The sequence below is a fragment of the Mycobacterium asiaticum genome, from assembly GCF_001668675.1.
Classification (GTDB): domain Bacteria; phylum Actinomycetota; class Actinomycetes; order Mycobacteriales; family Mycobacteriaceae; genus Mycobacterium; species Mycobacterium asiaticum_D.
In genome coordinates, this window is the sequence record NZ_LZKQ01000016.1 from 1 (window position 1) to 12,246 (window position 12,246).

General features: G+C 66.4%; 10 protein-coding genes and 1 pseudogene. 10 read left to right on the forward strand and 1 reads right to left on the reverse strand.

Annotated features, from left to right (window positions below):
- Nucleotides 1-1,053, reverse strand: a 1,053-nt coding sequence (locus A9X01_RS01315) for a PE family protein (RefSeq protein ID WP_155771865.1), incomplete at its 3' end; no start/stop codon positions are given.
- 377 nt (nt 1,054-1,430) lie between these two features.
- On the opposite strand from A9X01_RS01315, the gene argC reads away from it, so the two are divergent.
- The 10 genes and pseudogenes from argC to A9X01_RS01365 form a co-directional block, all read left to right on the forward strand.
- The gene (gene argC / locus A9X01_RS01320; protein WP_065118937.1) at nt 1,431-2,474 is read left to right on the forward strand and encodes an N-acetyl-gamma-glutamyl-phosphate reductase; all 1,044 of its coding nucleotides are present in this window, start codon (nt 1,431-1,433) and stop codon (nt 2,472-2,474) included.
- Nucleotides 2,471-3,682, forward strand: coding sequence for a bifunctional glutamate N-acetyltransferase/amino-acid acetyltransferase ArgJ (argJ, locus tag A9X01_RS01325; protein WP_065118938.1), 1,212 nt, complete (start codon nt 2,471-2,473; stop codon nt 3,680-3,682). The genes argC and argJ overlap by 4 nt, the downstream gene beginning before the upstream one ends.
- A complete protein-coding gene (argB, locus tag A9X01_RS01330; RefSeq protein ID WP_065118939.1) occupies nt 3,679-4,566 on the forward strand; it encodes an acetylglutamate kinase in 888 nt (295 codons plus the stop codon). The genes argJ and argB overlap by 4 nt, the downstream gene beginning before the upstream one ends.
- Nucleotides 4,563-5,753, forward strand: a complete 1,191-nt coding sequence (locus A9X01_RS01335) for an acetylornithine transaminase (protein WP_065118940.1) — start codon at nt 4,563-4,565, stop codon at nt 5,751-5,753. Before argB ends, A9X01_RS01335 begins: the two co-directional genes overlap by 4 nt.
- Entirely contained in the window at nt 5,750-6,676 is a 927-nt protein-coding gene (gene argF / locus A9X01_RS01340; RefSeq protein ID WP_065118941.1) for an ornithine carbamoyltransferase, read from the forward strand. Before A9X01_RS01335 ends, argF begins: the two co-directional genes overlap by 4 nt.
- Nucleotides 6,673-7,179 carry an arginine repressor gene (locus A9X01_RS01345; RefSeq protein ID WP_065118942.1) on the forward strand — a complete coding sequence of 169 codons (507 nt, stop codon included), beginning with the start codon at nt 6,673-6,675 and terminating at the stop codon, nt 7,177-7,179. The genes argF and A9X01_RS01345 overlap by 4 nt, the downstream gene beginning before the upstream one ends.
- Nucleotides 7,180-7,244: 65 nt before the next feature.
- On the forward strand, nt 7,245-8,441 hold the full coding sequence (locus tag A9X01_RS01350; protein WP_065118943.1) for an argininosuccinate synthase: 1,197 nt from the start codon (nt 7,245-7,247) through the stop codon (nt 8,439-8,441).
- 79 nt (nt 8,442-8,520) lie between these two features.
- The gene (argH, locus tag A9X01_RS01355) at nt 8,521-9,933 is read left to right on the forward strand and encodes an argininosuccinate lyase (RefSeq protein WP_065118944.1); all 1,413 of its coding nucleotides are present in this window, start codon (nt 8,521-8,523) and stop codon (nt 9,931-9,933) included.
- 135 nt (nt 9,934-10,068) lie between these two features.
- Nucleotides 10,069-11,130, forward strand: a complete 1,062-nt coding sequence (locus A9X01_RS01360; RefSeq protein WP_065118945.1) for a type III polyketide synthase — start codon at nt 10,069-10,071, stop codon at nt 11,128-11,130.
- Between the two features lie 66 nt (nt 11,131-11,196).
- Nucleotides 11,197-12,183: pseudogene (locus tag A9X01_RS01365) on the forward strand (beta-ketoacyl synthase N-terminal-like domain-containing protein); the annotation flags it as partial.
- Nucleotides 12,184-12,246: the final 63 nt, after the last annotated feature.

Consider the following 12,246-nt stretch of genomic DNA (forward strand, 5'->3'; position numbering starts at 1 on the left):
CAGTTCCAGGTTGGCAGCGAGGTTGACCAGGGTGTTGAGGCCACCGGTGAGGGCGGCGCCGAAGTCGGGCAGCACCAAGCCGGGCAAGCCGGGGATGGTGATGCCGGGCAGGCCGAAGTTCAGCGGCGGGAACTGGAAGCCGGGGAACCCAGGCAGCGGCGGCAGCGACAGGTTGCCGGCCAGGTCAACCACAGCGTTTATCCCAGCGTTAATGGAGGCGCCGAGGTTGGGCAGGCTGAAGTTGCCGACAAGGTTTAAGCCGGTTTGCAAAGCCTGGTTTAGGCCAGCCGATATGTTGCCGACGATTTGTCCACCGGTCTGGGCGATTTCAGCGAGCGACGGCAGGGCACCGGTGAGATTTGCGGTCAGGTTGAGGCTGAGGTCAGCGCCGAGGGTTCCGTTCAGCAGTGCAGCCAGGGCGGCGTTGCCTTCGGCGGTAAGTGCGGCGCCAGCTTGCGACAGCGAAGCACCTGCTCCACCCAAGCCAACGCCGAGGTTTGTGATCAATTGGCCTGTCTGGGCGAGTCCCGTGCCGAACCCGGACGCAAGTGCGCCGCCGGTCTGCAGGGCCAGACCCGCGCCGAGGCTGGGGAGAGCGGCGAAGGCGCGGACGGCACTGGCGGCATCAAGCGCAAGTGAACCGGACCCGCCGATCGAGCCGCCGAAGCCGCCCAACGAACCTGAAAGGGCGCTCTGGAACCCGGCGGCGAGGTTTCCGATGCCGATCTCGATGTTCGCCAAAAGATTGTTCAGGTTGAACAGTGCCGAGATGTTGACTGCTTCCGCGGAGGCGTACGCGGTTGCGCCACGGGTCAAAGAGGCCACGAACTGTTCGTGGTATGCCGCTGCTTGCGCGCTGGCGGCTTGGTAGTCGCTACCGAGGGTGCCGAATAACCGCGCGATCGCGGCCGACACCTCGTCGGCGGCTGCAGGCGCTAACGCTGTGGTTGCACCCGCTGCAGACGAGCTCACTTGAACCAACGTCGACCCGATGCCGGCCAACTGCTCAGCGGCAGCTTCGACGAACTCAGGTACGGCGATAACAAAAGACATGATCCATCTCCCCAGATGACCCCACCAATGGAACAAGCCGTTGACCCAATGACGCCCGAACGCCGATGGGACTACGCGTGCCCACTAAGTCCCCAAACTTGGGCGCGGTTAAACCAGTTATCTCTAAGAATTTTCAGCCGGATGGTTATGTCGGGCTGAGCGTCTCGGTGGCACTACCGCCGAGCGGAAACTGGTGTCTGGCAGAGCAATTGCTCCACCGACGAAATTAACAGGATCAGCGACAAAAGGGAACAACAAGTCGGCGTGTTCGCTTGACACAGACCCGCTCTGCGTCCACCCCGTGGGCGGAGTGCGCGCTCCGCAAAATCCTGAGAATTAATTTGCAATACGCTGCATAAACATGCAAGTATCGCCGGATGGTCGATGGGATACGGGTGGCAGTGGCCGGGGCAACCGGCTACGCGGGAGGCGAGATCCTCCGATTATTGCTGGGACATCCGGCCTATGCCGACGGTCGCCTGACAATCGGCGCCGTGACGGCCGCATCCAGCGCGGGCACCAGCCTCGGCGAGCACCATCCGCACCTGGTTCCCCTGGCCCAGCGAGTCGTCGAGCCGACCGACCTGACCGTCCTGCAGGGCCATGACGTGGTCTTTCTCGGCTTACCGCACGGCCACTCCGCCGCCTTGGCCGAGCGTCTCGGTGAGGAAACCCTGATCATCGACTGCGGCGCCGACTTCCGCCTCGGCGATGCTGCAGCTTGGGAACGCTTTTATGGCTCCCAGCATGCTGGGAGCTGGCCCTACGGATTGCCGGAGTTGCCGGGCGGTCGGGACCAATTGGCTGGAGCACGCCGAATCGCGGTGCCGGGTTGCTACCCGACGGCCGCACTGCTGGCCCTGATCCCTGCCGTCGCTGCAGACCTCGTAGAACCGGCGGTCACCGTGGTTGCAGTCAGCGGCACATCGGGTGCGGGTCGGGCGGCAAAGACTGATCTACTCGGCGCCGAAGTCATTGGATCGGCCCGGGCCTACAACATAGGTGGGGTGCACCGGCACACCCCTGAAATCGCTCAGGGGCTGCGGTCGGTGACCGACCAAGAAGTCACGGTGTCATTCACACCGGTCTTGATCCCGACGTCGCGCGGCATCCTTGCGACTTGCACCGCTCGCACGCGGTCGCCAAGATCGCAGTTGCGCGCCGCTTACGAGAAGGCTTATCACGACGAGCCGTTCGTCCACCTGCTGCCGGAAGGACAGTTGCCGCGCACCGGATCAGTAATAGGTAGTAACGCGGCCCACATCGCTGTGGCTGTGGACGAGGACGCGTCGACGTTCGTGGCGATCGCCGCAATCGACAATCTGGTCAAAGGCACCGGGGGTGCCGCAGTGCAGTCGATGAACTTGGCGCTGGGTTGGCCGGAAACCGAAGGACTTTCGGTGGTGGGGGTGGCGCCGTGACCCGCACCGACCAGACGAGGCTGCTCCGTGCGCAGGGTGTGACCGCGCCGTCGGGCTTCCGTGCTGCCGGCATCGCCGCTGGCATCAAGGCTTCCGGGGCGCCGGACTTGGCGTTGGTCTTCAATGAGGGTCCGGACTACGCAGCGGCTGGAGTGGTGACCCGCAACAAGGTCAAAGCCGCACCGGTGTTGTGGACCCAACAGGTGCTGACCACGGGCCGGCTGCGCGCGGTGATCCTGAATTCCGGTGGCGCCAACGCATGCACCGGCCCCGGCGGTTTCCAGGACACCCACGCCACGGCCGAAGCGGTCGCCGCTGCTTTGTCGGAATGGGGAACCGAGACAGGCGCCATCGAGGTGGCCGTCTGCTCAACCGGGTTGATCGGTGACCGACTACCCATGGACAAGGTCCTGGCCGGGGTCAGCGACATCGTGCACGAGATGCACGGCGGGCTCACCGGTGGCGACGACGCCGCCCGGGCGATCATGACGACCGACACCGTCCCCAAACAGGTTGCGCTGCATCACCAGGACAACTGGACGCTGGGTGGCATGGCGAAGGGCGCCGGCATGCTCGCGCCGTCGTTGGCCACCATGTTGTGTGTGCTTACCACCGACGCCGTCGCCGAACCTGCGGCACTCGACCAGGCGCTCAGGCGCGCCGCGGTGAAAACATTCGAGCGACTCGACATCGACGGCAGCTGTTCCACCAACGACACCGTCCTGTTGCTGGCGTCCGGCGCCAGTGAAATCGCCCCGTCGCAGGACGATCTCGACGACGCGGTGCTGCGGGTCTGTGACGACCTGTGCGCGCAACTGCAGGCCGACGCGGAGGGAGTGACCAAACGCGTCACGGTGACCGTGTGCGGCGCCGCCACCGAGGAGGAGGCCTTGACGGCCGCACGGGCCGTCGCCCGCGACAGTTTGGTCAAGACGGCGGTGTTCGGGTCCGACCCGAACTGGGGCCGGGTCCTCGCGGCCGTCGGGATCGCCCCGGTGACGTTGGAACCGGATCGAATTACCGTGTCGTTCAACGGTTCTGTCGTATATCGGGACCAGGTGGGAGCGCCTGGTGCGCGCGACGTGGATCTGTCCGGGGCAGATATCGACATCGTTGTCGATCTCGCGATCGGGGACGGTCAGGCAGCCGTCCGGACCACTGACCTGTCCCACGGATACGTCGAAGAGAACTCGGCTTACAGCTCATGAGCGCCGATACCGCCGCGCTGTCCACCCAGGTCAAGGCAAAAGTACTGGCCGAAGCCCTGCCGTGGCTCAAGCAGCTGCACGGCAAGATCGTCGTCATCAAATACGGCGGCAACGCCATGACCGATGACGCACTGCGTCGGGCTTTTGCTGCGGACATGGCTTTCCTGCGCAACTGCGGGATCCATCCCGTCGTGGTGCACGGTGGCGGACCCCAAATCACCGCGATGCTGCGGCGACTCGGCATCGACGGTGACTTCAAAGGCGGATTCCGGGTCACGACACCCGAAGTGCTCGATGTGGCGCGGATGGTGTTGTTCGGGCAGGTAGGCCGAGAACTGGTCAACCTCATCAACGCGCATGGACCGTATGCGGTCGGCATCACCGGCGAGGACGCACAGCTGTTCACCGCCGTCCGGCGTCGCGTCACCGTCGATGGGGTGGACACCGACATCGGCCTGGTCGGCGACGTCGAGCTGGTCAACACCGCGGCCGTGCTGGACCTCATCACCGCGGGCCGGATTCCGGTGGTATCGACGTTGGCACCGGATGCCGAGGGCGTGGTGCACAACATCAACGCCGATACCGCCGCGGCGGCACTGGCCGAGGCGTTGGGAGCCGAAAAGCTGTTGATGCTCACCGATGTCGATGGGCTGTACACCAGCTGGCCGGACCGTACCTCGCTGGTCAGCGAAATCGACACTGCCACACTGTCCCAACTTCTTCCCACGCTGGAGGCCGGCATGATCCCCAAGGTCGAGGCGTGCCTGCGGGCTGTCACCGCAGGGGTGCCCAGCGCGCACGTCATCGACGGGCGGGTGGAGCACTGCGTCCTCGTTGAGTTGCTCACCGATGCGGGCACCGGCACGAAGGTAGTGCCCCTATGACGCAAACCAGTGCCGTGCAACAACGTTGGCAAGCAGTGATGATGAACAACTACGGGACCCCCGCGATGGCGCTGGCCAGCGGCGACGGGGCCGTCGTCACCGACGTCGACGGCAAGACCTACCTCGATCTGCTCGGCGGCATCGCCGTCAATGTGCTGGGCCACCGGCATCCCGCCGTCATCGCTGCGGTCACCCACCAGATGTCGACGCTGGGCCACACCTCAAACCTTTACGCGACCGAGCCGGGCATTGCGTTGGCAGAAGAACTCGTCGCCCTGCTCGGAGCCGAGGAACAGACACGAGTGTTCTTCTGCAACTCCGGAACCGAGGCCAACGAGGTAGCTTTCAAGCTGACCCGGCTCACCGGGCGCACGAAAATCGTTGCGGCTCAAGAAGCGTTTCACGGCCGCACGATGGGTTCGCTGGCCCTGACCGGGCAGCCGTCCAAACAGGCGCCGTTCGCGCCGCTCCCAGGGGACGTCACCCACGTCCCGTACGGCGACGCCGACGCATTGACCGCCGCGGTCGACGACGACACGGCCGCAGTTTTTCTCGAGCCGATCATGGGGGAGAGCGGTGTCGTCGTCCCGCCCGCGGGGTACCTGGCCGCGGCCCGGGATGTCACCGCGCGGCACGGCGCCCTGCTGGTGCTTGACGAGGTGCAAACCGGGATGGGGCGCACCGGCACGTTTTACGCCCATCAGCACGACGGCATCACGCCCGATGTGATCACCCTGGCCAAGGGTCTCGGCGGCGGCCTGCCGATCGGGGCATGTCTGGCGGTGGGGCGCGCCGCCGACCTGCTAACCCCGGGGCTGCACGGCAGCACGTTCGGGGGCAATCCGGTGTGCACCGCGGCGGCGCTGGCGGTGCTGAAAGTGCTTGCCGCCGACGACTTGGTGCGCAGCGCCGACGTATTGGGCAAATCGCTCCGGCACGGGATCGAAGCACTGGGACACCCGCTGATCGACCACGTCCGCGGCAGAGGACTACTGCAAGGCATCGTGCTGTCCGCGCCGCACGCCAAGAACACCGAGGCGGCCGCGCGCGATGCCGGGTATCTGGTAAATGCCGCCGCCCCCAATGTCATTCGGTTGGCACCACCACTGATCATCACCGAGTCCCAACTCGACAGCTTCGTGGCCGCCTTGCCGGGCATCCTCGACGCGGCAGGAGACCAAAGGTGACCAGACATTTTCTGCGCGACGACGACCTCACCCCGGCCGAGCAGGCCGAGGTCCTCGAACTGGCCGCCGTACTCAAAAAAGACCCGTTCAGCCGGCGCCCGCTGGAGGGCCCGCGCGGGGTCGCGGTCATCTTCGACAAGAACTCGACCCGCACCAGGTTCTCCTTCGAGATGGGAATTGCCCAACTCGGCGGGCACGCCGTCGTGGTCGACGGACGCAGCACCCAGCTCGGGCGCGACGAGACACTGGAGGACACCGCAAAAGTGCTGTCCCGCTTCGTCGACGCCATCGTGTGGCGGACGTTCGGTCAGGAGCGGCTGACCGCCATGGCCTCCACCGCGACGGTGCCGGTGGTCAATGCGTTATCGGACGAGTTCCACCCCTGCCAGGTGCTGGCGGATCTGCAGACCATCGCCGAACGCAAAGGCGCGCTGCCCGGCTTGCGGATGACCTATCTGGGGGACGGCGCCAACAACATGGCGCACTCGCTGATGCTGGGCGGGGTTACCGCGGGTATGCACGTGACTATCGCCGCGCCGGAACGGTTTACACCGGATCCGGAGGTGGTGGCCGCGGCTCAGCGCCGCGCCCGCGAGACCGGCGCCGAAGTGGTCGTAACCGCCGATGCTGACACAGGAGTCGCCGGTGCCGACGTTTTGGTGACCGACACCTGGACATCGATGGGGCAGGAGGAAGACGGTCTCGACCGCGTCAAGCCGTTCCGGCCATTCCAGGTCAATCAGCGGCTGCTCGGCCTCGCCGACCCGGAAGCCATTGTGCTGCATTGCCTTCCGGCGCATCGCGGCGATGAGATCACCGACGAGGTGATGGACGGACCGGCCAGCGTGGTGTGGGACGAGGCCGAGAACCGCCTTCATGCGCAGAAGGCATTGCTGGTGTGGCTGCTGGAGCGGTCCCGATGACAACCCATGAAGCCAAGGCGGCACCCGAGGTCAGCGGTAACCGCGCCGGCCGGCAGGCCCGCATCGTCGCGATCCTGTCCACCAAGGAGGTCCGCAGCCAGAGCGAACTGGCGGCGCTGCTGGCCGCGGAAGGCATCGAGGTCACCCAGGCCACCCTCTCGCGCGACCTCGAGGAACTCGGCGCGGTGAAACTGCGCGGGGCATACGGCGGCGTCCCCGTCTACGTCGTGCCCGAGGACGGCAGCCCGGTCCGGGGCGTCTCCGGCGGAACCGGACGCCTGTCCCGACTGCTTGGCGAGTTGCTGGTGTCCACCGACGCAAGCGGAAACCTGGCGGTGCTGCGCACGCCGCCGGGCGCGGCGGACTACCTGGCCAGCGCGAGCGATCGCGCGGCGTTACCGTACGTCGTCGGCACCATCGCCGGCGACGACACCGTTTTTGTGGTGGCGCGCGAACCGATGACCGGGGCGGAAGCTGCCACCGCCTTGGAGAAGTTGAAGTAGACCTCAAATAAGCAGCTGCAGGTTCTTGCCGAAGACCCTGCGGCATCAACAAGGAGAAACTGTTCATGTCAGAGCGCGTCATCCTCGCGTATTCGGGCGGCCTGGACACCTCGGTGGCCATCAGTTGGATCGGCAAGGAAACCGGTCGGGAGGTCGTTGCCGTCGCCATCGACCTCGGCCAGGGCGGCGAGGACATGGACGTCGTGCGCCAGCGGGCACTGGACTGCGGCGCGGTGGAAGCCGTCGTGGTCGACGCCCGGGATGAGTTCGCCGAGGGCTACTGCCTGCCCACGATCCTCAACAACGCGTTGTACATGGACCGCTACCCGCTGGTCTCGGCCATCAGCCGTCCGCTGATCGTCAAGCACCTGGTCGCGGCCGCGCGTGAGCATGGCGGCGGGATTGTTGCCCACGGCTGCACCGGCAAGGGCAACGACCAGGTGCGGTTCGAAGTCGGATTCGCCTCGCTGGCACCGGATCTCGAGGTACTGGCACCGGTGCGGGATTACGCGTGGACCCGCGAAAAAGCGATTGCCTTCGCGGAGGAAAACGCCATCCCGATCAACGTCACCAAACGCTCGCCGTTCTCGATCGACCAGAACGTGTGGGGCCGGGCGGTGGAAACCGGGTTCCTCGAACACCTGTGGAACGCGCCCACCAAGGACGTCTACGACTACACCGAAGACCCGACCGTCAACTGGAACACCCCCGATGAAGTGATCGTCGGCTTCGAAAAGGGCGTGCCCGTCTCGATCGACGGCAAGCGGGTGACCATGCTGCAGGCGATCGAGGAGCTCAATCGCCGCGCCGGTGCGCAAGGTGTCGGGCGGCTGGACGTCGTGGAAGACCGGCTGGTGGGTATCAAGAGCCGCGAGATCTACGAGGCGCCCGGCGCCATGGTGCTCATCACCGCCCACACCGAGCTCGAACACGTCACATTGGAGCGCGACCTGGGTCGCTTCAAGCGCCAGACCGATCAGCGCTGGGCCGAGCTGGTCTATGACGGGCTGTGGTACTCGCCGCTGAAGGTTGCGCTGGAGAGCTTCGTCGCCAAGACCCAGGAACACGTCACCGGTGAGGTGCGGCTGGTTCTGCACGGCGGCCACATCGCCGTGAATGGCCGGCGCAGCGCGGAGTCGCTCTATGACTTCAACCTGGCCACCTACGACGAGGGCGACACGTTCGACCAGTCCATGGCGAAGGGCTTCGTCTACGTGCATGGGCTGTCGTCCAAGCTCTCCGCCCGCCGGGACCTGCGGTGACGGTTCTCTCGCGAGCAGACGCAAAAGTCCCCGACACGCCGGGCGCAAAGGGGCTTTTGCGTCTGCTCGCGCAAGAAAAATGAGCACCAACCAGGGGTCGCTGTGGGGCGGCCGGTTCGCCGGAGGTCCGGCCGACGCGCTGGCCGCGCTGAGCAAGTCCACGCATTTCGACTGGGCACTGGCTCCCTACGACATCACCGCCTCCCGCGCCCACACCCTGGTGCTCTACCGCGCCGGGCTGCTCACCGAAGACCAGCGCGACGGGTTGCTGGCGGGCCTGGACAGCCTGGCCGAGGATGTGGCCGACGGTAGCTTCGGTCCGCTGGTCACCGACGAGGATGTGCATGCGGCGCTGGAGCGGGGACTCATCGACCGGGTGGGACCGGACCTGGGCGGCCGGCTCCGGGCCGGCCGGTCCCGCAACGACCAGGTGGCCACCCTGTTCCGCATGTGGCTGCGCGATGCGGTGCGTCGGGTTTCCGACGGCGTACTGGACGTGGTCTTGGCCCTGGCCGACCAAGCAGCCGCCCACCCGACCGCGATCATGCCCGGCAAGACACATATGCAGTCCGCCCAGCCGATCCTGCTGGCCCACCACCTGCTGGCGCATGCCCAGCCGTTGCTGCGCGACGTGGACCGCCTGGTGGACTTCGACAAGCGCGCCGCGATATCCCCGTACGGTTCGGGCGCCCTCGCCGGTTCGTCACTGGGACTGGATCCCGACGCGATCGCCGCGGACCTGGGTTTCGCTGCGGCAGCGGATAATTCGATCGACGCCACCGCCGCCCGGGACTTCGCCGCGGAGGCGGCGTTCGTGTTGGCCATGATCGGTGTGGATTTGTCCCGGCTCGCCGAGGACATCATCATCTGGAGCTCGACGGAGTTCGGCTATGTGACCTTGCACGACGCGTGGTCCACCGGGAGTTCGATCATGCCGCAGAAGAAGAACCCGGACATCGCCGAGCTGGCTCGCGGCAAATCTGGGCGGCTGATCGGCAATCTGGCCGGACTGCTCGCGACGCTCAAGGCGCAGCCGTTGGCCTACAACCGTGACCTGCAGGAAGACAAGGAACCGGTGTTCGACTCGGTGGCGCAGCTGGAGTTGCTGCTGCCCGCGATGGCCGGCTTGGTCGGTAGCCTGACGTTCCACGTCGAGCGGATGGCCGCGCTGGCCCCGGCCGGCTACACCCTGGCTACCGACGTCGCTGAATGGCTTGTACGGCAGGGCGTTCCGTTTCGTTTGGCGCACGAAGCCGCCGGTGCGGCGGTGCGTACCGCCGAGCAGCGTGGCGTCGGGCTGCAGGACCTGACCGACGACGAACTGGCCGCGATCAGTCCCGAACTGACCCCGAGCGTCCGGGACGTGCTGACCATCGAAGGCTCGGTGTCTTCTCGCGACGCCCGCGGCGGCACCGCACCCGGTCGGGTGGCCGAGCAACTGACCATCGTGCGCGAAACGGCCGCCCAACTGCGACACGCGTTGCGGCGTTGACCGGCAGCCCCTTTCTTTGCCGGTCAGGTAAGGGCCGACTAAACTCCCAGGTCTGAGTGAGCCGTTGAATCCACATCAATCGACCCTGCAGATGAACCTGGCGGCCGAGATGTTCGTATCAGAGGGGTGAGACCAATGAGCGTCATCGCAGGTGTCTTCGGGGCCTTGCCGCCACACCGGTATTCGCAGGCCGAGCTCACCGATTTCTTCGTCAGCATTCCGGACTTCGAGGGTTACGAGGACATCGTCCGGCAGCTGCACGTCAGCGCCAAAGTCAACAGTCGCCACCTGGTGCTGCCGCTGCACAAATATCCGACGCTGACCGACTTCGGCAACGCGAACCGCATCTTCATCGAAAAGGCGGTTGACCTGGGCTGTGAGGCCCTGACCGGCGCGCTCGACGAGGCGGGCCTGCAACCGGAAGACCTCGACGTGCTCATCACGACGACGGTCACCGGGCTCGCCGTGCCGTCCCTGGACGCCCGGATCGCCAGCCGCCTGGGCCTGCGCAGCGACGTGCGAAGGATCCCACTGTTCGGCCTCGGCTGTGTGGCGGGCGCGGCTGGCGTGGGGCGCCTGCACGACTATCTGCGCGGCGCCGTGGACGGGGTGGCCGCCCTGATCTCGGTCGAGCTGTGCTCGCTCACCTACCCGGGGTACAAGCCGTCCGTGGCGGGCCTGGTGGGCAGCGCGTTGTTCGCCGACGGCGCCGCGGCGGTGGTGGCAGTGGGGGAGCGCCGGGCCGAACAGGTCGACGCACGCGGACCGGCCATCCTGGATTCCCGCAGCCATCTCTACCCCGACTCGCTGCGCACCATGGGTTACGACGTGGGCTCGGAAGGCTTCGAGTTGGTGCTGTCGAAGGATCTCGCGGAGGTGGTGCGGGAGAACATCCGCACCGACGTCACCACGTTCCTGGACGCCCACGGCCTGAGCACCACCGACATCGGGGCCTGGGTGAGCCATCCCGGCGGCCCGAAGATCATCGAGGCGATCAACGACACCCTGGGGCTGCCGCCCGAGGCGCTGGAGCTGACCTGGCGTTCGCTCGGCGAGATCGGCAACCTGTCCTCAGCTTCGGTGCTGCATGTCCTGCGTGACACCATCGGCAAGCAACCGCCCAGCGGCAGCCCCGGCCTCATGATCGCGATGGGTCCCGGATTCTGCTCCGAACTTGTGTTGCTGCGTTGGCACTGATGCACGCCGGCGGACTGTCCCTCGTTCCCTGAACATCGCTTCGGATGTGACGTTGATGGGATCGGTATGAACAGCACGCAGGACGAGCTCATTCGCGCGCTGCGGGCGTCGCTGAAAGAGAACGAACGGCTCAAGCGCGACAATCGCGAATTGCTCTCAGCCGCAAACGAACCAGTGGCGATCGTGGGCATGGCCTGCCGTTATCCCGGCGGGGTGGATTCACCGGAAGCCCTGTGGGACATGGTGAGTCAGGGGCGCGACGTGGTAACGGATTTCCCGGCCGACCGCGGCTGGGACCTGGCCGGGTTATTCGATCCCGATCCCGACGCGATCGGTAAGTCCTACACCCGATCCGGCGGATTCCTTGCCAATGCAGCTGATTTCGACGCAGAGTTCTTCGGGATCGCACCCAGCGAGGTACTCGCGATGGATCCCCAGCAGCGCCTGTTGCTGGAGGTGGCGTGGGAAGCATTGGAGCGGGCCGGGATCGACCCCCTAGCCCTACGGGGATCGCCGACGGGCGTTTTCGCCGGTATCTTCCACGGCTCGTACGGGGGTCAAGGCCGGGTCCCTGGCGAGCTGGAGAGGTATGGGTTGCGCGGCTCTACGCTGAGTGTGGCGTCCGGCCGGGTGGCCTATGTGCTGGGTCTGGAAGGCCCGGCCGTCTCGGTGGATACGGCATGTTCGTCCTCGCTGGTGGCGCTGCACCTGGCGGTGCAGTCGCTGCGGTCGGGGGAATGCGATCTGGCCCTGGCGGGCGGCGTGACCGTGATGGCGACGCCGGCGATGTTCGTCGAGTTCAGCCGGCAGCGGGCGCTGTCGCCCGACGGGCGGTGCAAGGCCTATGCGGGCGCCGCGGACGGCACCGGGTTCTCCGAGGGCGCGGGCGCACTGGTCGTCGAGCGGCTGGCCGACGCACAGCGCCTCGGCCATCCGGTGCTGGCCCTGATCCGCGGGTCGGCGGTCAATCAGGACGGCGCATCGAACGGTCTGGCGACCCCGAATGGCCCCTCGCAACAACGGGTGAGCCGCGCGGCGCCGGCCAGCGCCCGGCCGACGTCGATCGGATCCAGCTCCGGGTCGTCGGTTACCCGAGTGAGCAGTCGCTGTGCCTGA

Excerpts from the sequence above, each read along its gene's own strand:
- argC (WP_065118937.1), top strand. The coding sequence starts at position 1,431 with ATGGTCGATGGGATACGGGTGGCAGTGGCCGGGGCAACCGGCTACGCG.
- argB (WP_065118939.1), top strand. The coding sequence starts at position 3,679 with ATGAGCGCCGATACCGCCGCGCTGTCCACCCAGGTCAAGGCAAAAGTA.
- A9X01_RS01335 (WP_065118940.1), top strand. The coding sequence starts at position 4,563 with ATGACGCAAACCAGTGCCGTGCAACAACGTTGGCAAGCAGTGATGATG.
- A9X01_RS01345 (WP_065118942.1), top strand. The coding sequence starts at position 6,673 with ATGACAACCCATGAAGCCAAGGCGGCACCCGAGGTCAGCGGTAACCGC.
- A9X01_RS01350 (WP_065118943.1), top strand. The coding sequence starts at position 7,245 with ATGTCAGAGCGCGTCATCCTCGCGTATTCGGGCGGCCTGGACACCTCG.
- argH (WP_065118944.1), top strand. The coding sequence starts at position 8,521 with ATGAGCACCAACCAGGGGTCGCTGTGGGGCGGCCGGTTCGCCGGAGGT.
- A9X01_RS01360 (WP_065118945.1), top strand. The coding sequence starts at position 10,069 with ATGAGCGTCATCGCAGGTGTCTTCGGGGCCTTGCCGCCACACCGGTAT.